Genomic DNA, 18956 nt, shown 5'->3' with positions numbered 1-18956 from the left:
AAAGATGCGCAATCCGCTCCCATTGGTCAGCCCTCAGCCCATAACGCCCCATCAATCAGCCTTTCGGAATGCTGATCTGCTATGAATCAGGAAAACGGTCGCGCCGGAATCCCCCCGGTCAAATGACGACACACCCTAATTCTGCGCCGGCTGCGGCAGCACGAATCTCTGGCCGGGATAGATCAGGTTGGGGTCGCGGATGCTCGCTTCGTTGGCGCGATAGATCAGAGAATATTCGGTGCCCTTGCCGTACACCGCGCGCGCGATCAGCCAGAGGCACTGGCCGCGCTTGATCACGACATGGCCGGGTGCCAGCGACGCGACGCGATGCGGCGCGAAGGCGGTCTGCATGGTCGCGGTGACGGCACCGTTGCTGCCCGTGGTTTCCAGCCGGAACGTGCCGGGCTTGGCTTGCATGTGATCGGTGCGCATCTGCCATCGCCCGTTGGCGCCGGCGATCGCGGTGCCGAGCTTGGTGTGGCCGAGGAACAGCGACACATGCGCGCCCGGCTTCGCGGTGCCGGCGATCACCGCGTTGCCGGTGGCGTCATAATCGACCGAACCGAGGCCGAGGCTGCCGGGTTTCGGCCCCTGGCCGGTCAACACCTCGGACGGGGTTTTGCCGATGCCGCTCAGCACCGCGAGCGCACCCTCGTTCGGCGCGTTGGGCACCGAAACCGTCACGCTGCGCGCGCTCGCCAGGGTCTGGCCATTGCCCAGCGCCTCGGAGATCGCGATCTGCTGGCCGCCCGGCGCCAGCGGCTTGGAGGTGACGAAGGCGAAGCTGCCCGAGGAATCCGCCTTCACCGTGCCGATCGGTTTGCCGTTGGCGGTGATCGTCACCGTGGCGCCGGGTGCTGCGCGCCCCGCGATCACCGCATTGCCGCCGGCATCGACGCGCACGGTGTCGAAAGTCGGTCCGTTCGGCGCTGCCTGCTTCTGAACCGTTGCCTGGGCGATTTTCGGCGCGGCCTTGGTCGGTTCGAAATGGCTCTTGCCGCTGAGGAATACGAGGCCGAGCAACGCGAGCACGCCGAGCGTGGCGATCGCCGCCGGGGCGGCCCAATCGGGGATCGCCGGTCGCCGATCGATTTTGTCGGGTCCGGCCTGCTGCGCGTTCTGAGACATCGGAGACTCTGTCGCTAGTGTGGCGGTTCTGAAGTTCCTATGCATTCGCGGCGGTGGTTTTAGGAACTCCAGAACCAAAAACCACACTAGAATCATATATTTGCTAGTGTTTTTCCGATTCGGAAGGTCGTAAAACGCCGCTTTTGGCACCGACGAACTTCCGAATCGAGACACTAGCTTGCTTCGGTGGAAAGACCCTGCCACGAAGGCGCGCTGTTCGATAGTATCGGTGGGTAATTCTGGATGATGAGTCACATTTCGGTCACGGTATTCTGCGGGTCTTCGGTGGGTGCCGAGCCCGACTACATGGCGGCGGCGCGCGCGCTGGGAAAGGGTCTGGCGGCGCGCGGCATGGGCCTCGTGTTCGGCGGCGGCAATGTCGGGCTGATGGGCGAACTCGCCGGTGCGGCGCTCGGCGCGGGCGCTCATGTCACCGGCATCATTCCCGAATTCCTGCGCGCCCGCGAGGTCGAGTTTCCCGGCCTCAGCGAGCTGATCGTGACGGATTCCATGCACACCCGCAAGCGGCGCATGTTCGCCCGCGCGGATGCCTTCGTGGTGCTGCCGGGCGGGCTCGGCACGCTGGACGAGCTGATTGAAATCATCACCTGGAAGCAGCTCGGCCGGCACGACAAGCCGATCATCCTGGTCGATATTCTCGGCTGGGCGCAGCCGGTCGCCGCTCTGCTCGACCACGTGATCGCGGCCGGTTTCGCCCGGCCTTCGGCGCGGGGTTTGATCGAGATGGTGAAGGATGTGCCGGTGGCACTCGCCCGGCTGGAGGCGCTGGCAGATTATTCCGAGCCGGAATCGTCCGTGGGGATTTCCGCGGTCGGCAGCCGGTAATCCTCGCCGAACCAGCGGCCGAGATCGACTTCCCGGCACCGGCGCGAGCAGAAGGGTTTGTGCTCCCGCGTGGCCGGTTTATGGCAGATCGGGCAGAGCGGCGGCGTGGTCACCGCAGGATCTCGTGCAACGGCGTGCGGACGCGCGGGCGCAGCACTTCGGCGAAACCGAGGACGGTGAAGCCGAGCAGACGGGGTTTCAGGGGATCGCGCGCGAGGGCGGCGGCGAGATCGGGGCCGAGTGCCGCGCGGGACGACGCTTTCATGCCGGCAAAATCGATCAGGATCGCGCCGCCGAGATTGCGCAGCCGGATCTGGCGGGCGAGTTCGGGAATCACCGCGCGGTTCAGCCGTGCCTGGGATGCGGCTTTGCCGCCGCGTTCGGCGGTCGCGGCGCCGGCGTCGATGTCGATCGCGGTGAGCGCGGGGGTCGGCGTGATGGTGGCGCGCGCGCCGCCGGGAAGGGCGATTTCGAGGTCTTCGAGAGACGCGATTTCGTCTTCGATGTCGGCAAAGCAGCCGGATTTGTATTCGACCAGGGCAAATCGGGGGCGGAGCGCGGCGATCAGGGCGTAGTCATCGGCGTAGATCGGGGCGGTCGGGTGCAGTGCGCGCCAGTCGCCGAGCGGGCCAGGCCCGCGCGCGATCAGGCCGGGTCTGGCGCCGGGCGCGTCCTTCGCGAGCGCGAGGCGCGGTCCCTTGCCGCCCTGGGCTGCGCGGGTGACGCGGAAGGCGGCGATATCGCCCTCCGACAGGGTCTTGCCGCCCGCGCTGTCGGGCAGGAAGCCGGTGGTGTCGCCAAGATCGGCGAACGCGCCGCCGAGGGCCGAAGCGCGGGTGCTGACTCGCCCGGTATAAAGATCGCCCACGCCGTCCGGGCTCGCCGGGCGCCAGAGCGTGTATTCGGCGAGCGCGCCGTTCTCGATCAGGGCGAGCCTGACGGCTTCACCACGCGCGGAGGCCAGAATTACGGTCGCCATCCGAGGCCGCGCAGCAGATTCGCCGTTTCGTGCAGCGGCAGCCCGACCACGCCGGAATAGGAGCCGGCGAGAAAATCGACGAAGCCGGCAGCGCGGCCCTGGATCGCGTAGCCGCCGGCCTTGCCGCGCCATTCGCCGCTGGCGATGTAGGCATCGACCATCGCGGGTTCGAGCCGGGCGAAGCCGACCACCGAGGCGACGTTGCGCGCGGCGATCCGCCCATCCGGCGCGCGGAGCGCGATCGCGGAATAGACCCGATGGCGGCGCCCGGCGAGCAATTCGAGGCAGCGCCGCGCTTCGGTTTCAGTGCCGGCTTTCGGCAGGACGCGCCGACCGAGCCCGACCACGGTATCGGCGGCGAGAATGAAGGCATCGGCGCGCGGCACGGCGGCGCATTTGGCGCGGGCGAGGCGCGCGGCGAGTTCGCGCGGGGTTTCGCCGCGCAAGGGCGTCTCGTCGATTTCGGGGACGACAATCGCGTCGGGCGCGATGCCGAGCTGGCGCAGCAGATCGAGCCGACGCGGGCTCGACGAGGCGAGAACCAGAGTCACTTGAAGCGGCCCGCTTACTTGAAGCGAAACGTGATCCGGCCCTTGGTGAGGTCGTAGGGGGTCATTTCCACGTTCACCCGGTCGCCGGCCAGGACGCGGATGCGGTTCTTGCGCATCTTGCCACTGGTATGCGCCAGAATCACGTGGTCGTTGTCCAGCTTGACGCGGAACATGGCATTGGGCAGCAGCTCGGCGACGGTGCCGCTGAATTCGATCATGTCTTCTTTCGACATCTATCCTCGTCGGTCGGTCATTGAACGATCGTTCCCATGAGCCCGAGCGGCGAATTGGTCAAGCTTCGAGCCGGATCGCGACCGAGCGGGCATGGGCGCCGAGCCCTTCGGCTTCGGCGAGGGTGACGGCCGAGGGGCCGATCGTGGCGAGGGATGCGGCATCGAGTTCCGCCCAGGTGGTGCGCTTAAGAAAATCATAGACCGACAGGCCGGAGGCGAAGCGCGCGGTTCCCGAGGTCGGCAGCACGTGGTTCGGCCCGGCGATGTAATCGCCGATCGCCTCGGGCGTGTGCCGGCCCAGGAAAACCGCGCCGGCATGGCGGATGCGCGCGAAATCCCGCGCCGGATCGGCGGTCATGATCTGCAGATGTTCGGGGGCGATGCGATTGGCAATGGCGGTCGCCTCGTCGAGGTTGCGCACCAGGACGATTGCGCCATGGTCGCGCCAGCTTGCCCCGGCGACGGCCGAGCGTGGCAGGGTTTTGAGCACGCGTGCGATGGTTTCGGCAACCGCGTCGGCGAAACCGGCATCGTCGGTGATCAGAATGGCCTGCGCTGCCTCGTCATGCTCGGCCTGGGCGAGAAGGTCGAGGGCGACGTGATCGGGGTTCTGCGCCGCATCGGCGATGACCAGGACTTCCGAGGGGCCGGCGATACTGTCGATGCCGACCCGGCCGAACACAAGGCGCTTGGCCTCGGCGACATAGGCATTGCCGGGGCCGACGATGCGATCGACCGGGGCGATGCGCGCCGTGCCGTAGGCGAGTGCTGCGACCGCCTGCGCGCCGCCGACGCGGTAGATCTCGGTCACGCCGGCGCGGTGGGCGGCGGCCAGAACCAGGGGGTTCGTCACCCCGTCCGGTGTGGGCACGCACATGGCGATGCGCGAAACCCCCGCGATGCGCGCGGGGATCGCGTTCATCAGAACCGAGGACGGATAGGCCGCCTTGCCGCCCGGCACATAGATGCCAACGGCATCGAGTGGTCCCCAGCGCAGGCCGAGGCGCGCGCCGGTTTCGTCGGTGAAGGCGAGGTCGGCGGGCATCTGGGCGCGGTGGAATGTCTCGATGCGGGTCGCGGCGCGGTCGAGCGCTGCACGCTGCGCCGCCGGCACGGCGGCGACCGCCGCGCCGATTTCGGTGGCGCCGATGTGGAGCGTGGTTTCGGTGAGCGGGAAACGGTCGAAGCGCGCGGTCAGGTCGATCAGCGCCGCGTCACCCTCGGCGCGCACGCGGGCTATGATCGCGGCGACGGCTTCGCTGACATCGATCGCCGTGGCGCGATCGGCGAGCAAGGCGGCGAGCGCGGCATCGAACCCAGGATCGGTGGTGGCGAGGCGGCGCATCAGGCGGCGGCTTCGAGGGCGGCGCGGAACCGGGCGATCCAGGCGCCGATTGCCTCGGGTCGGGTTTTCAGCGCGGTTCGGTTGACGATCAGCCGCGAGGTGACATGGGCGATCACCTCGGTCTCGACCAGGCCGTTGGCGACGAGGGTGCTGCCGGTCTGCACCAGATCGACGATCAGGCGCGACAGACCGAGGCCGGGGGCGAGTTCCATCGCGCCGTTGAGCGTGACGATTTCCGCCTGGATGCCGCGCATCGCGAAGTGCTTGCGGGTGATGCTGGGGTATTTGCTCGCCACCCGCACCCGCGACAGGCGCGAAAAATTGGTGCGCCCGGCCGCGTCCGCCGGTTCGGCGACCGAGATGCGGCAATGGCCGATGCCGAGATCGAGCGGCGCGTAGATATCCGGGTAGTCGAACTCCATCAGCACGTCGGCGCCGCAAATGCCGATTTCGGCGGCGCCGAAGGCGACGAAGGTGGCGACGTCGAAGCTGCGCACCCGGATCACGTCGAGCTCGGGGGTTTCCGTGTGAAAGCGCAGGCGGCGGGAGCTTTCGTCGGCATAATCCGCTTCCGGGACGATGCCGGCGCGGGCGAGCAGCGGCGCGCATTCGGCGAGAATGCGACCTTTCGGCAAAGCGAGAACCAGCGTGCGGCTCGCAACGTCGGCTGCCGGTGGAATAGGGGTCACGGCGGTCATGGCGCGGCGTTTACCACCGCACCGCGACCCTGCCAAACCTGCATCGGGCACGACGGTGCGTCATCGAGGCGCAACCAAACCGTCCCGAAAGCTTAACACCCCGCGCGGCCGGTTCCGGCTATCCCCCGCTCGATCTTTCGCGCCGTTACCGGCGCATTACCGACGCGATACAGAGGGGACTTCGATGAAAAGCGGTTTTTCCGGCCGGCGCATGGCGCGCCAGGGCTTGCGCGCGGCGTTGCTGGGTGCGGCGAGCATGATGGCCATGGCCGGAGCGGCACAGGCGCAGGCGGTAAACGCGGGAACGGTGTCGGCGAGCGGGACGATGAATGCCGCCGCCGCAGCGCTGAAAAAAACCGACCGGAGACTCACCAAAAAGCAGATTTTTGCCTCCGGCCAGAGCAAAGCGGTTCTGACCAGACAGCAGATTCAATCGGTCGGGCCGGCAGCGGGTGCCGCACAGGCATTGTCGCTGGCACCAGGCGTTGCGGTGCGTGGTTATGGCGGATCGGCAGGAACGGCGCGCTATGAGTTTTCGCTGCGTGGCGCGAAGGTTGGCTGGTCGTCGGTGAACGGCGATGCCGAGCGCAACGGGATCACGGTTCTGTTCGATGGCATTCCGATGAACAACCTAACCGCGCATAACGGCCAGTGGGATTCCAACGAAATTCCGATTCTGCAAATGATCAGCGGCATCAACGTGATCAACGGACCGGGCAATCCGGCGTCGCGCTGGTTCGACAGCATCGGCGGCACAGTCGATTTCGTGCCGGTGCAGCCGACCGCCAAGCCGGACTACGAGGTTGGCGGCACGTTCGGCAGCGATGCCACCTATGGCGGGCATTTCATCGCCAATTCCGGCCTGATCGATGGGTGGAGCATCCTTCTCGCGGGCGGCTATATCCGCAACGATACGTTCCGCGTTGGCGTGCCGGGCGTCAGTTTTCACGCGCCATCCGAATCCAATGCCTATTTTGGCAAGGTGACCCGGGTGTTCGACGGCGGCGCGATCAGTTTCGGCGGTTATGTCGACAACAATCATGAAGAGCGCCCCAGTCCACTGTTCATCCCGATCGCGCCGATCGCCGGAATCACGACTGAAGGGCTGGGTGCCAATGCGCCGCTCTACAGCCAGTCGACCAGCGGCTATTACAGTCTGTTGTCGCCCGCTGTCTGGTTCAAGCGCATTCAGGTGCGCGACTACATGCTTTACGGCAAACTGGCGCTCGATCTCGCGCCAGACTTGACCTTCCACAACAATACCTGGTTCCGGCACGGGGCGCGCGTTCATTACAGGATGAATAATTATATTCCGGGCAACGCGGCGAATACCGAGTATTATTATACCGAATCCGACACGTATGGCGATCAGGCCTACATGGACTGGAAACTGCCGGCGAACGATGTAAAGTTCGGGGGCTACGCGATCCATCAGCGCTATCAGCCGATCTATCTCGGCTATACGCCGAGCCTTGGCACCAACCAGCCGAATCCCTCTCAGATTTCAAACTTTACGCTCTATAACACGTTTCTTGACGCATACATTCAGGACACGATCACGCCGTTCAAGGGATTGAGCATTACCCCAGGTATTGCGGGTGTGGAGTATCAAACCAGCTTCTATAATAACGCCCTGGGCAATCCAAACAACGTTTCGGTGACGGGCAATACGCAGAAAACATTTACCAACCCGGAGCCTTCGGTGAGCGTACGTTACCAACCGGTACCTTGGGGCGCGTTGTATGCGAGTTACGCGACATCCTATCAAAATCCAACCGATAACGGGTTCGGCGCCAACAACAGTAATGCCGGTGCCGTGGATATCGCGACGCTGAAGCCGGTCAAGAGCGTCGATTACGAAATCGGCGCCAAGCTGCTGTTTCACGATGCGGGCTTTCTGCACAACGCATCGCTCAACATCAATTACTTTCACGACAAACTAACCAACGAGACGATCGCAACCTATGTTACGAATTTTGCGCTGACCAAATTCGCATCTGCCAACGCCACGCTGAAGGGATTCAATATCGCGGCGACCGCCGATCCGAACTTCCATTGGCATCTGTTCGCCAATGTCAGCTTCAGCAACAACATCTACAATTCCTATCTGCCGGGCGGCGCGACCATGCCGCTCCAGGGCGTTCCGATCTCCTATAACCCGAAAGTCCTGGCCTCCATCGGTATCGACTACAAAACTTTCGTACGCGGCATTCTGGTGAATGTCGGCTTCCTCGATCAATATACCGGCTCGCAATATCTGTTCAACAATCTGACCGGTGCGCCCTCGAATGTGAAGCAGAAGAGCTTCAACATCGCCAATCTGAGTCTGGGTGCCGATATTCCGGTGCCGCAAAATGTTTCCCGCGCAGTGAAGGTGCTGAAACTGGCATTCAATATCAACAATCTGTTCGGCACCCGCTACAACCCGGTCCAGTATATTTCGAGTGGCGGGTATTTCGGCGGTAACAGTGCGGGAACGATCCTGGTTGCCCCAGGTGCACCGCGCCAGTATCTGGTATCGCTGACCGCGAAATTCTGAATGTCTGGGTAACCGGCACGACCCTTGCCGCGCCGGCGCGGGCGGCGCAGATTGGCCGCATGAGCGAACATGTAATGGTCTGCGAGGTCGGCCCGCGCGACGGGTTGCAGATGGCGAAATCGGTCATGCCCACCGAGGCGAAATGCGCCTGGATCGGCGCATTGGCGGCGTCGGGTCTGCGGGAGATCGAGGTGGGCAGTTTCGTGCCGGCGAAACTGATCCCGCAAATGGCGGATACCGATGCTGTGGTGCGGTTTTCGCGCGGAATTCCAGGGCTGACCGTGGTGGCGCTGGCGCCCAATCTGCGCGGCGCGGAAGCAGCCCTTGCGGCGGGGGCGCACCGGATCAGCATTCCGGTATCGGTCAGCGAGGGGCATTCCCGCGCCAATCTCAACCGCTCGCCGGACGAGCAGGTCGCGGTGGTGGCGAAGATCGTCGCCTGGATGCGCGAGGCGGGCGACAAGGCGGAAATCGAGGTCGCCTGCTCCACTGCCTTCGGCTGCTCGATCGACGGCGCGGTGCCGGAGCATGCGGTGGTGCGGATCGCATCGGCGCTGGCCGAGGCCGGGGTGAGCCAGATCGCGCTGGCCGATACGGTCGGCTACGCCAATCCCGCACAGATCAAGTCGGTGGTGCGCGCGGTGCGCGCCGAGATCGGGCCGGTGCTGCGCGGGCTGCATCTGCACGATACGATGGGACTCGGCATCGCCAATGCGCTGGCAGGGCTGGAAGCAGGCATCCGCGATTTCGATTCCGCGCTGGCCGGGCTCGGCGGCTGCCCGTTCGCGCCGGGGGCCTCGGGCAATATCGTCACCGAGGATCTGGTGTTCATGCTGGAGAGCATGGGGTTTGAAACCGGCATCGATCTCGCGAAACTGATCGCGGCGCGCGGCCTGCTGCATGCCGGATTGCCGGCCGAGCCGATGCACGGCCAGCTCGCGAAAGCGGGGATTCCCCGAACATTTCAGAAAGCCGCATGAGCGCCGCGGCGCTGGCGGGGCTCCGCGTCGTCGAATTCGCGCATATGGTGATGGGGCCAACCGCCGGGTTGATCCTGGCCGATCTCGGCGCCGACGTGGTGAAGATCGAACCGACGCCCGACGGCGACAACACGCGACGGCTGACCGGCTCGGGCATCGGCTTTTTCACCATGGCGAGCCGCAACAAGCGCAGCGTCATGCTCGATCTGAAATCGCCCGAGGGGCTCACGGTGGCGCGCCGGCTGATCGGGCGCGCGGATGTGCTGACCGAGAATTTCCGCCCCGGCGCGCTGGACAAGCTCGGGCTCGGCTATGCGGAATGCGGTGCGGCGAATCCCCGCCTGATCTATTGCTCGCTGAAGGGTTTCCTGCCCGGCCCGTATGAGCACCGCACCGCGCTCGACGAGGTGGTGCAGATGATGGGCGGCCTCGCCTACATGACCGGCCCGGTCGGCCAGCCCTTGCGCGCCGGGGCTTCGGTGATCGACATCATGGGCGGCACCTATGGCGCGCTCGCGGTGCTGGCGGCGCTCGCCGAGCGGGAGCGCACCGGGCTCGGCCAGCACGTGCAGTCCGGCCTGTTCGAGAGTGTCGCGATGCTGATGGCGCAGCACATGGCACAGGCGGCGATTACCGGCACCGAGCCCAAGCCGATGAGTGCGCGCGATGTCGCCTGGCCGGTCTACGATATTTTCGATACCGCGGATGGACGGAAGATTTTCATCGGCGTGGTGACCGATACGCAATGGCGCGTGCTGTGCGCGGAATTCGGACTCGCCGGACTCGCGAACGACCCCGTTTTGTCCACCCAGGCGGAGCGCCGCGCGGCACGGCCGCGCACCCTGCCGGTGATCGCGAGCGCGTTCGCGCGCCTGACCGAAACCGAGCTGATCGCGCGCTGCGAACGGCTCGGCCTGCCGTTCGCGCCGATCGCGCGACCCGCCGATCTGTTCGAGGACCGGCATTTGCGGGATTCGGGAGGATTGGTTTCGGTGTCGCTGCCGGATGGGCGGCGCGTCGATCTGCCCGGATTGCCGATCAGCATGGGCGGCGAACGATTGCCGCTCCGGCGCGACGTGCCGGCGGCGGGGGCGGATAGCCGAAACGTGCTGGCGGAGCTTGGTTATGGCGAGGCTGAGATCGACGCGCTGATCGGCCTTGGTGCGGTGGGCGCAAACGGATAAGGAGCAAAAATATGGCGAAAATTGCATTCATCGGTCTCGGCGTGATGGGTTTTCCGATGGCCGGGCATCTTGCGTCGGGTGGGCACAATGTCACGGTCTATAACCGTTCTCCGGCGAAAGCCGAGGCCTGGGTCAAGAAACATGGCGGACGCAGCGCACCGACGCCGGAAGCGGCGGCGCGCGACTGTGCGTTCGTGTTCGCCTGTGTCGGCAATGACGATGATCTGCGCACGGTGACGATTGGCGACGGCGGCGCCTTCGCCGGGATGCAGCCGGGCTCGGTATTCGTCGACCACACCACCGCCTCGGCCACCGTCGCGCGCGAGCTGGACGCGGCGGCGCGGGAGCGGAAACTCGGATTTCTCGATGCGCCGGTCTCGGGCGGTCAGGCAGGTGCGGAATCTGGCAAGCTGACCGTGATGGTCGGCGGCGATGCGGGCGATTTCGAGCGCGCCAGGCCGGCGATCGGCTGTTTCGGTGCGGCGATCAGCCATATCGGCCCGTCGGGCAGCGGCCAGTTGACCAAGATGGTCAACCAGATCTGTGTCGCCGGCGTGGTGCAGGGGCTCGCCGAGGGGCTGCATTTCGCCGAGGCGGCGGGACTCGATGTCGCGGCGGTGGTCGGCGCGATTTCCAAGGGGGCCGCGCAAAGCTGGCAGATGGAGAATCGCTGGAAGGCGATGGTCGCGAAGGACTTCGATTTCGGCTTCGCGGTCGACTGGATGCGCAAGGATCTGGGCATCTGCCTCGCCCAGGCGCACGAAACCGGGGCGCGGCTGCCGGTGACCGCGCTGATCGATCAGTTCTACGCCGATGTGCAGGCGATGGGCGGCAGCCGGTGGGACACGTCGTCGCTGATCGCGCGGTTCGGGAAATGATCGTTAGAACAACTGGCTGTTGATCCGCAGCACCTTGCGGCAGAGCGGCGTGTTGGCCAGCGCGCCGCCGTTGTTTTCGCACCTCACCACTTCGCGCATCAGGGTGTGTGGGTGCTTGTGATAATAGGTGGCGGTGCTGTCGGCACAGCCGGCGAGCAGCGCGGTGGCGAGGATCAGCAGGATCGCGAGCGGTTTCATCGGTGCCTCAAAATTACGGCGTGCAGGTCGGATTGCCAAGACGATGGCCGTTTACATTTCGTTGCCGAACCGCCCGATACGCGCCATGATCCGCCGCGATAACGTGTTCGTGTTCAACACCGGATGGGAGACGAATTCATGACATTGAGCAAGACCAGAGCCGCGATCATGGCCGGCGTTCTGCTGGCGAGCGGTGCCGCGAGCGGGGTTGCCCTGGCCTATCAGGGTCATATGTTCCAGGCGCGCAACGCACTCTACGCCGCGCGCAGCCAGTTGCTCGCGGCAAGGCACAACAAGGGCGGCCATCGGGTCGCGGCGCTGCGGGCGGTCGATGCGGCGATCGCCCAGGTGAATATCGGCATCCGCGTCGGGCGATAAACGCGGGACAGCTTGTCGCGGCGGGGCGGGGCGCGTATTTCTCCGGTCATGAAACACGCACCCGCCCTCCTGCTTCTCGCCGCCGTCGCCCTGCCAGGCTTGGCCGTCGCGGCGCAAACCCCGGCCGCCGATGCGCCGAAACCGCTCGGCGTGTTCAAATCCTGGACCGCCGCGACCTACGGCACCGGCGCGGACAAGGCCTGCTATGCCTTCGCCACGACGAAACTGCCGAAAGGCAGCAAGGCCACGCCGGCGATGCTGACCGTGACCGAGCGCGCCGCGTTCCGCGACGAGATTTCGCTGAGCCAGGGCATCACCTATTCCAAGGGCGCCAAGGTGACGCTGGCGGTGGGCCCGACCACGCTGAAATTCTTCACCAAGGACAATATGGCCTATGCGATGAAGGGTGCGGCGACCACCAAGGCGTTCCTTGCCGGCAGTTCCGTCACCGCGACCGCGACGGCGCCCAACGCCAAGCCGGTGACCGATACGTTCGGGCTCGACGGGTTCGCCGATGCCTATAAGGCGATCCAGAAAGCCTGCCCGGCCGCTTCAGGAGCAAAAACGCCCGGCAGCACCAAGACGAAAAGCTGAAGAATTGTCCGCGACCCTCGACCTCGACGAAGCCGAACGCACGCGAATTCTCGCCAAGGCGGCAATTTTTGCGCCGCCTTCGGCGACCTTGGACGATGGGCGGCGCGATCTGGTCGGGCTGTCGCGCGCGGAACTGGCCGAGGCGGTGGCGAGCGTGGGCGAGGCGCCGTTCCGCGCCAAGCAGCTCTGGCACTGGATCTATCACCAGGGGGTGACCGATTTCGCGCTGATGGCGAATATCGCCAAGCCCTTGCGCGAGAAACTGGCCGCGCATTTCGCGATTTCCCGGCCGGATATCGCCGCCGACCGGCTCAGCGCGGACGAGACCCGCAAAATGCTGCTCCGCTTCCGCGACCATGAGGCGGTGGAGACGGTGTATATCCCGGATGTGACCGAGGATCGCGGCGCGGTGTGCATTTCCTCGCAGGTGGGCTGCACCCTGTCGTGCCGGTTCTGCCATACCGGCACCCAGCGGCTGACCCGCAATCTCTCGCCGGGCGAAATCGTCGGCCAGTTCATGACGATGCGCGACGCCTATGGCGAATGGCCGAGCCCGAAGGGCGAGACCCCGCGCCTGCTCTCGACCATCGTTCTGATGGGCATGGGCGAGCCGCTGTATAATTACGAGAATGTCGCGGCGGCGATGAAGATCGTGATGGATGGCGAGGGGATCGGCCTGTCGCGCCGGCGGATCACGCTGTCGACCTCCGGCGTGGTGCCGATGATGGACCGGGCCGGCACGGAACTCGGGGTCAACCTCGCGGTGTCGCTCCATGCGGTGCGCGACGACGTGCGCGACGTGATCGTGCCGCTCAACCGCAAATACAATATCGCCGAACTGATCGCCGCCTGCCGGCGCTATCCCGCCGCCTCGAACGCGCGGCGGATCACCTTCGAATATGTCATGCTCAAGGGGATCAACGACAGCGAAGCCGACGCGCGCGAACTGGTGCGGCTGATCGCGGGGATTCCGGCCAAAGTGAACCTGATTCCGTTCAACCCCTGGCCGGGCTCGACCTATGAAACATCGAGCGGCAACGCGATCCGCCGCTTCGCCGATATCGTGATGAATGCCGGCTATTCGTCTCCAGTGCGCACCCCGCGCGGACGCGACATCCTGGCGGCCTGCGGGCAGTTGAAGTCGGTCGAAGCCGCCTGAGCGTCAGACCAGCGCGGGCGTGATGTCGGTTCGGGCGAAATCATCGCCGAGAAACAGCAGCTTCGCATCGTTCGATCGCGCGCAGGCATAGGCGAAGCAATCGCCCATGTTGAGTGCGGCTTGGTGCCGGCCCTTGCCGAAGCGCGCATAAGCTTCGGTGGCGAGGGCAAATTCGCGTTCCGCAATGGGGACGAAGCCAAAACCCAGATTCTCAAGAAAAAGATCGACGCGGGCGCGGGTGATGTCGATCGGCAGGGCGTGGCTGCGGCAAAGCGCGGCGACGGTTTCCCACGCCGACAAGGCTGAACAGAGCCGTGATGACGCGGCATCGAGACAATCGGCCAAAGCGATTGCCGCAGGCTCCTTCGCGAGAATCGCGACCAGCGCGGAAGCGTCGGTGAAAACTCTCACGGTTCGCCGGAAAGGTCGTCGAAAAACGCCTTGTCGGCGACGAGCCCGGATTTCGGCGGCAAAGGATGTTCGGCCCAGAGCTGCCGGAGCCGCTCGCGCAGCGGGATGGCTTCGCGGTCGTGATCGAGAGCGGCGCGCACCGCCTGTTTCACCGCGTCCTGCTTGGTGCAATGGCGCTTTTGCGCGAGTTCGGCGACCAGCGCGGCGGTTTCGTCGTCCTTGATGAACAGGGGCATCGCACCCTCCATGGGGGGATATCCAATTTCATATAGTTGGATATCCGGCCGGGCGCAAGCCGGTTGGCCGGGTTGGAAACCCATGCGGCGCCCGCCATTTCGTACAGGATAAAGTGTGGAGGCCGGCGGCATGACAAGGAAGATGATCGATGCGGAATGATGCGCGGGCGGCCTGTCTCGCCGTGCTGCTCGCCGTCCCGGTGGCGCACCCGCAGACGCCCTATGGCGCGAGCGGCGCGGCGCGGCTGCCGCCGCCGCCGGTTCGACCGCCCAAGCCCAAGCCGCAGCCGCCGAAGCTGGAGCATTTGCGGAAAGTCCATGCCGAGGGGTTGCTTGGCCAGCCCGTGCTCGACACCAAGGGAAAAGCGATCGGCACTATTGTCGATGTGCTGATCGATCAGCGGGGTGATCCGAACGCCGCGGTGATCGAGTTTGCCGGGTTCCTCGGCGTCGGCAACCGCAAGATCGCGGTCGCCTGGACCGCGCTGCATTTCAGTGTGGTCAAGCAGCGCATCGCGATCACCATCGACCTCGACGCCGCCAAACTGAAATCCCTGCCGGAATACAAGCCGAGCGCGCCGTCGGTGCCCGTCGCCATCCAGCCCCGCGCCAAAGCGGCCCAGTGAACGGTGATCCGGTCTCGCCGCGCAGCCTGCGCGGCCTGGATTGGCTGAATTTCTTCGTCGCCGACGTGCAGACCGGCTTCGGCCCGTTCATCGCGATCTATCTGACCACCCAGCACTGGACCGATCTCGCGATCGGCGGCGTGCTCTCGCTCGGCACCATCGTCGCGATGGCGAGCCAGTTGCCGGCCGGCGCACTGGTCGACTGGATGCCGAGCAAGCGGCTGGCGGCGGCGCTGGCGATCGGCGCGATCACCGGCAGCGCGCTGTTGTTCGTGCTGATGCCGTCGCATTTCGGCATCGGCCTCGCCGAAATCCTCCACGGTTTCGCAAGCTGCATGTTGAACCCTGCGATCGCGGCGGTGAGTATTTCGCTGGTCAGCGTCGCCGCCCTTGGCGAGCGGCTGGGCCGCAACGCGCGCTTCGCCTCGATCGGCAACGGCGTGGCGGCGGCGGTGATGGGCGGTTTCGGCTATTATTTCGCGCCGGGTTCGGTGTTCTGGCTCACGGCGGCGCTCGGGGTGCCGTCGCTGCTGGCCTTGTCGCGGATCGAATCCCGCCGGGTGGTGCGCGATGCGGCCGAGCGCCGGCGCCCGCATGGCGGCACCTGGGCCGAATTGCGGGCGCTGTTCCTGGACCGGCGATTGCTCGCCTTCATGGCCTGCATCGTGCTGTTCCAGATGGCGGATGCGGCGATGCTGCCGTTCGTCGGCAGCGAAATCGCCGGCAAGGCGGGTAGTGTCGCCAATCTGGTGATCGCCGCCTGCATCGTCTGGCCGCAAATGGTGGTTGCGGCGATCTCGCCCTGGGTCGGGCGTGCCGCGCAGCGCCACGGACGGCGGCGGCTTCTGCTGCTCGGCTTCGCCGCGGAACCGTTGCGCGGGTTGTTGTTCGGCCTGACCGGATCGCCGGTGCCGGTGGTGCTGATCCAGGGGCTGGACGGCATCAGCGCCGCGGTGATCGGGGTGCTGCTGCCGCTGATCGCGGCCGACATCGCGCGGGAACGCGGCCATTTCAACCTGACCATGGGCGCGATCGGGCTTGCGGTCGGGCTGGGGGCGACGGTCAGCAGTGGCGCCGCCGGGGCGATCGCCAATGGGGTCGGGGTGCGCGCGGCGTTTTTCGCGCTGGCCGGCGCTGGGCTTCTGGCGACGGTGGCGGTGTGGTTCCTGATGCCCGAAACGGTGACGGATCAGGAGTCCACCACGACCTGACCGTCCGTGTTGCGCTGGAACGCGAAGCCGCGCGCGGCATTGCCGATGGTCAATCCCTCGATCCGCAAATGGGGAATACTGGCCGGAAGCGCCGGCAGGATCGCGCTGCCCGTGTCTGCCGCCGGGTCGACGCTGATCCCGGTACAGGCGTCCAGCAACGCGAACAAAGCGCCCGCCGCCCAGGCCTGCGGCGCGCAGGCGACCGGATAGGCGGTCGGCGCCCGGTCCCGCGCGCGGGGAAACCCGCAGAACAATTCGGGCAGCCGGTAGCGTTCCGCCCAGCTTGCGGTTGCGAACAGGGAATCGAACAGACGGGCGGCGGCGTCGCGGCGTCCGTAGCGGGCGAGGCCGAGGCCGATCAGCGCATTGTCGTGCGGCCAGACCGAGCCGTTATGGTAGGACATCGGGTTGAACCGCGCCTGGCCGCGCGCGAGGGTGCGAATGCCCCAGCCCGAGAAGAAATCCTCGCCCATCAGCCGGTCCGCGACCGATGCGGCGCGTTCGGGCAGGGCGATGCCGGCGAACAGCGCGTGTCCGGCATTGGAGGCCAGCACCCGGCAGGGCCGCTTCTCGCCATCCAGGGCGAGCACATAGAAACCGAATTCCTCGTCCCAGAACGCCGAATCGAAGGCCGCGCGGAGGGATGCCGCCTCGCCGGCAAGCGAAGCGGCGCGATCCTTCATGCCGAGCGATGCGGCGATGCGGCTCGCCGCCGATTTCGCGGCGAACACATAGGCCTGCACCTCGCACAGCGCGATCGGCCCGCGCGCGAGCGCGCCGTCGGCATGGAAAATCGAGTCCCGGCTGTCCTTCCAGCCCTGGTTGGCGAGGCCATGGGCCGATTTGCGGCCATATTCGACGAACCCGTCGCCATCGGCGTCGCCATATCGGTCGATCCAGTTCAGCGCCGCCTCGATATGCGGCCAGAGCATACGGATGAACGCGATATCGCCGGTGCGATCGGCATAGGCGCCGGCCAGCATCACGAAGAGCGGCGTAGCATCGACCGAGCCGTAATAACGCCGGAACGGCACTTCGCCGAGCCTTGCCATCTCACCGTCGCGGGCTTCGTGCAGGATCTTGCCCGGCTCGGCATCGGCGGCTGGGTCGGTTTCGGTGGCCTGATTGGCGGCGAGGTAGGCCAGAACGCCGCGCGCCAGCGCGGGCGCGAGCCACAGAACCTCCATCGCGGTGATGATCGCGTCGCGGCCGAACGCGGTGCTGAACCAGGGTACACCGGCATAGGGAAACGGCCCGTACTCGGTTTCGGTGGTCAGCATGAGCAGATCGTCGCGTGCCCGGCGCAGGATCGCATCGGCCAGCGGATTGCCGGTCGCGAGGGTGGCGGCATCGTCGCGCAGCCTCTGCCGCTGCGTGCGGGCTGCTTCCCGCGCGGGGGCGAAGCCCTCGATGGTCGGCGTATCCTCGTCGATCCCGGCCTGGATCGCCAGGGTGATCCTCTGTGTTTCACCCGGCGCGAGGTCGAGGACGAATTCGGCGCGCTCGCCATCCAGCCGGTCGGGCTTCGGGTCGAAATGCAGCCTGGTCCAGCGCCGCACGCCGTCGAGCCCGAGACAGGCGAGCGTGGCGCCGTGACCCGTGCAGGAAGGCGGCTGGATCGTGCCGTGCCGTGCGCGCCTGGTGCCGCGAATCTCGAACAGATCGGCGAAATCCGATCCAAAACCGATGGATACCGGCACGTGCTGCGCCAGTTGCGACCAGTTGGTGACGGTCAGAGTGTCGTGCCGCGCCGCGCGCCACAGGAAGCTTTCCCAGCGCAGCGCAATCTCGTTCGTATCGTCGCCCATGTCGGTGTTCGGCTTGGGCGCCGGACAGGCGAGATCGCAGACCAGGGCCGCGTTGTCCGCGCTGATCGCGGCACTCAGCAGGCGGGGTCGCGCGCCGGAGAGCGCGACCGCGAGCCGCGAGAGGTGGCGGGTGTCGCGATGATACAGCCCCTCCGCTCCGGCCTCCATGTCGCCGTTCGGGCCGAATATCGCGAAACTGTCGTCCGATTTCAGGGTGTGCGGTCGGTGTTCCGCGCGGGTGGCATCCGCCGCGACGGGAAAATGGCGCGGTTTCTTTTCTGGGATAGGCTGAGCCATCATAACTCCCTTTGCTGGTCTTCGTCGGGTACTTGGTACGTTGCCGGGCAGATTTCTCCGGTGAAATGGGGCGCCTTGCTTGACCCGAGCGCACGATTTGGCGATATAGCGCACGAACACCGTGGCACGGGGGCGTGTCACGGTTGATTTTTTATTGTCCGACACCAAACCGGCCTTGGCCGGGACTTTCTGGATCGAGGTTTCCGCCATGACCCGTCGCTGCGACATCACCGGCAAGAGCGTGCTCTCCGGCAACAATGTGAGCCGCGCGAACAACAAGTCGCGCCGCAGGTTCCTGCCCAATCTGCAGGACAGCTCGCTGCAGTCCGAGGCTCTGGGCCATTCGGTGCGGCTGCGGGTGACGCCGCGCGGCCTTTCCACCATCGAGCACAAAGGCGGGCTGGACGCGTTCCTGCTGGCGACGCCGAACCGCAAGCTGACCGACGAGGCGCTTCTGCTCAAGCGCCGGATCACGCGGGCGGCGGCCAAGCGCGAAGCGGCCTCCACCTGAAACTGAAGCCCGGCTGCACCACGGCAACCCGCCTTTCGAGGCGGGTTTACCATTTGGTGATATCCTGTTGGAAAAGCTTTGATTGCGGCGCGGCACCAAACTCCGGTAGACTCCGAGTCGGAGTCGGCCATCGCGCCGTGCGCTCCAGGCTCTTGCACGCAGGAGG

General features: G+C 65.9%; 22 protein-coding genes. 11 read left to right on the top strand and 11 right to left on the bottom strand.

Annotation, left to right across the window (positions count from 1 at the left end; all coding sequences use genetic code 11):
* Window positions 1-135 precede the first annotated feature (135 nt).
* Window positions 136-1128, bottom strand: a complete 993-nt coding sequence (locus tag AiwAL_RS10815) for a LysM peptidoglycan-binding domain-containing protein (protein ID WP_235702312.1) — start codon at window positions 1126-1128, stop codon at window positions 136-138.
* A gap of 246 nt (window positions 1129-1374) precedes the next feature.
* Here AiwAL_RS10815 and AiwAL_RS10810 point away from each other — a divergent pair, with 246 nt between their 5' ends.
* The gene (locus tag AiwAL_RS10810; RefSeq protein WP_235702313.1) at window positions 1375-1974 is read left to right on the top strand and encodes a TIGR00730 family Rossman fold protein; all 600 of its coding nucleotides are present in this window, start codon (window positions 1375-1377) and stop codon (window positions 1972-1974) included.
* On the opposite strand, the gene AiwAL_RS10805 is transcribed toward AiwAL_RS10810, so the two are convergent.
* The 6 genes from AiwAL_RS10805 to hisG are packed head-to-tail and all read right to left on the bottom strand — an operon-like array spanning window position 1923 to window position 5780.
* Window positions 1923-2087, bottom strand: coding sequence for a DNA gyrase inhibitor YacG (locus AiwAL_RS10805; RefSeq protein WP_235702314.1), 165 nt, complete (start codon window positions 2085-2087; stop codon window positions 1923-1925). The genes AiwAL_RS10810 and AiwAL_RS10805 overlap by 52 nt on opposite strands.
* Window positions 2084-2953, bottom strand: a complete 870-nt coding sequence (locus AiwAL_RS10800) for a ribonuclease E/G (RefSeq protein ID WP_262312678.1) — start codon at window positions 2951-2953, stop codon at window positions 2084-2086. Before AiwAL_RS10800 ends, AiwAL_RS10805 begins: the two co-directional genes overlap by 4 nt.
* Window positions 2941-3504, bottom strand: a complete 564-nt coding sequence (locus tag AiwAL_RS10795; protein ID WP_235702316.1) for a nucleoside triphosphate pyrophosphatase — start codon at window positions 3502-3504, stop codon at window positions 2941-2943. The genes AiwAL_RS10800 and AiwAL_RS10795 overlap by 13 nt, the downstream gene beginning before the upstream one ends.
* Before the next feature lie 14 nt (window positions 3505-3518).
* On the bottom strand, window positions 3519-3737 hold the full coding sequence (gene infA / locus AiwAL_RS10790; protein WP_174503779.1) for a translation initiation factor IF-1: 219 nt from the start codon (window positions 3735-3737) through the stop codon (window positions 3519-3521).
* Between the two features lie 58 nt (window positions 3738-3795).
* On the bottom strand, window positions 3796-5082 hold the full coding sequence (hisD, locus tag AiwAL_RS10785; RefSeq protein WP_235702317.1) for a histidinol dehydrogenase: 1287 nt from the start codon (window positions 5080-5082) through the stop codon (window positions 3796-3798).
* Window positions 5082-5780: an ATP phosphoribosyltransferase gene (gene hisG / locus AiwAL_RS10780; RefSeq protein WP_235702318.1), complete on the bottom strand. Its 699-nt coding sequence runs from the start codon at window positions 5778-5780 to the stop codon at window positions 5082-5084. Before hisG ends, hisD begins: the two co-directional genes overlap by 1 nt.
* A 184-nt stretch (window positions 5781-5964) precedes the next feature.
* On the opposite strand from hisG, the gene AiwAL_RS10775 reads away from it, so the two are divergent.
* Genes AiwAL_RS10775 through AiwAL_RS10760 form a run of 4 tightly spaced genes read left to right on the top strand, consistent with a single transcriptional unit; the run spans window position 5965 to window position 11361 of the window.
* Window positions 5965-8319, top strand: coding sequence for a TonB-dependent receptor (locus AiwAL_RS10775; protein WP_235702319.1), 2355 nt, complete (start codon window positions 5965-5967; stop codon window positions 8317-8319).
* A 59-nt stretch (window positions 8320-8378) separates the two neighbouring features.
* Window positions 8379-9299: a hydroxymethylglutaryl-CoA lyase gene (locus AiwAL_RS10770; protein WP_235702320.1), complete on the top strand. Its 921-nt coding sequence runs from the start codon at window positions 8379-8381 to the stop codon at window positions 9297-9299.
* On the top strand, window positions 9296-10483 hold the full coding sequence (locus AiwAL_RS10765) for a CaiB/BaiF CoA-transferase family protein (protein ID WP_235702321.1): 1188 nt from the start codon (window positions 9296-9298) through the stop codon (window positions 10481-10483). Before AiwAL_RS10770 ends, AiwAL_RS10765 begins: the two co-directional genes overlap by 4 nt.
* 11 nt (window positions 10484-10494) lie before the next feature.
* A complete protein-coding gene (locus tag AiwAL_RS10760) occupies window positions 10495-11361 on the top strand; it encodes an NAD(P)-dependent oxidoreductase (protein WP_235702322.1) in 867 nt (288 codons plus the stop codon).
* 3 nt (window positions 11362-11364) lie between these two features.
* On the opposite strand, the gene AiwAL_RS10755 is transcribed toward AiwAL_RS10760, so the two are convergent.
* Complete coding sequence (locus tag AiwAL_RS10755) at window positions 11365-11559, bottom strand: EexN family lipoprotein (protein WP_235702323.1); 195 nt, start codon at window positions 11557-11559, stop codon at window positions 11365-11367.
* 138 nt (window positions 11560-11697) lie between these two features.
* On the opposite strand from AiwAL_RS10755, the gene AiwAL_RS10750 reads away from it, so the two are divergent.
* Genes AiwAL_RS10750 through rlmN form a run of 3 tightly spaced genes read left to right on the top strand, consistent with a single transcriptional unit; the run spans window position 11698 to window position 13690 of the window.
* Complete coding sequence (locus AiwAL_RS10750; RefSeq protein WP_235702324.1) at window positions 11698-11937, top strand: hypothetical protein; 240 nt, start codon at window positions 11698-11700, stop codon at window positions 11935-11937.
* Window positions 11938-11985: 48 nt separating this feature from the next.
* Window positions 11986-12531 (top strand): invasion associated locus B family protein, encoded by a 546-nt coding sequence (locus tag AiwAL_RS10745; RefSeq protein WP_235702325.1) that lies wholly within the window; start codon window positions 11986-11988, stop codon window positions 12529-12531.
* Between the two features lie 4 nt (window positions 12532-12535).
* A complete protein-coding gene (gene rlmN, locus AiwAL_RS10740; RefSeq protein WP_407932495.1) occupies window positions 12536-13690 on the top strand; it encodes a 23S rRNA (adenine(2503)-C(2))-methyltransferase RlmN in 1155 nt (384 codons plus the stop codon).
* Window positions 13691-13693: 3 nt separating this feature from the next.
* On the opposite strand, the gene AiwAL_RS10735 is transcribed toward rlmN, so the two are convergent.
* Window positions 13694-14101, bottom strand: a complete 408-nt coding sequence (locus tag AiwAL_RS10735) for a type II toxin-antitoxin system VapC family toxin (RefSeq protein ID WP_235702327.1) — start codon at window positions 14099-14101, stop codon at window positions 13694-13696.
* Window positions 14098-14337: a type II toxin-antitoxin system VapB family antitoxin gene (locus AiwAL_RS10730; RefSeq protein WP_235702328.1), complete on the bottom strand. Its 240-nt coding sequence runs from the start codon at window positions 14335-14337 to the stop codon at window positions 14098-14100. Before AiwAL_RS10730 ends, AiwAL_RS10735 begins: the two co-directional genes overlap by 4 nt.
* 149 nt (window positions 14338-14486) lie before the next feature.
* On the opposite strand from AiwAL_RS10730, the gene AiwAL_RS10725 reads away from it, so the two are divergent.
* Window positions 14487-14963, top strand: a complete 477-nt coding sequence (locus AiwAL_RS10725) for a PRC-barrel domain-containing protein (RefSeq protein ID WP_235702329.1) — start codon at window positions 14487-14489, stop codon at window positions 14961-14963.
* Window positions 14960-16174, top strand: a complete 1215-nt coding sequence (locus AiwAL_RS10720) for an MFS transporter (protein ID WP_235702330.1) — start codon at window positions 14960-14962, stop codon at window positions 16172-16174. Before AiwAL_RS10725 ends, AiwAL_RS10720 begins: the two co-directional genes overlap by 4 nt.
* On the opposite strand, the gene AiwAL_RS10715 is transcribed toward AiwAL_RS10720, so the two are convergent.
* Window positions 16153-18282: an amylo-alpha-1,6-glucosidase gene (locus tag AiwAL_RS10715; RefSeq protein ID WP_262312677.1), complete on the bottom strand. Its 2130-nt coding sequence runs from the start codon at window positions 18280-18282 to the stop codon at window positions 16153-16155. The two genes, AiwAL_RS10720 and AiwAL_RS10715, sit on opposite strands and share 22 nt — an antisense overlap.
* Before the next feature lie 205 nt (window positions 18283-18487).
* Here AiwAL_RS10715 and rpmB point away from each other — a divergent pair, with 205 nt between their 5' ends.
* Window positions 18488-18790, top strand: a complete 303-nt coding sequence (rpmB, locus tag AiwAL_RS10710; protein ID WP_235702582.1) for a 50S ribosomal protein L28 — start codon at window positions 18488-18490, stop codon at window positions 18788-18790.
* Window positions 18791-18956 lie beyond the last annotated feature (166 nt).

It is taken from the genome of Acidiphilium sp. AL (assembly GCF_025499445.1).
In the GTDB taxonomy this organism is placed as follows: domain Bacteria; phylum Pseudomonadota; class Alphaproteobacteria; order Acetobacterales; family Acetobacteraceae; genus Acidiphilium; species Acidiphilium iwatense.
Note: the sequence above shows the minus strand (reverse complement) of the source record. Positions and strands in the feature narration are given on the sequence as shown.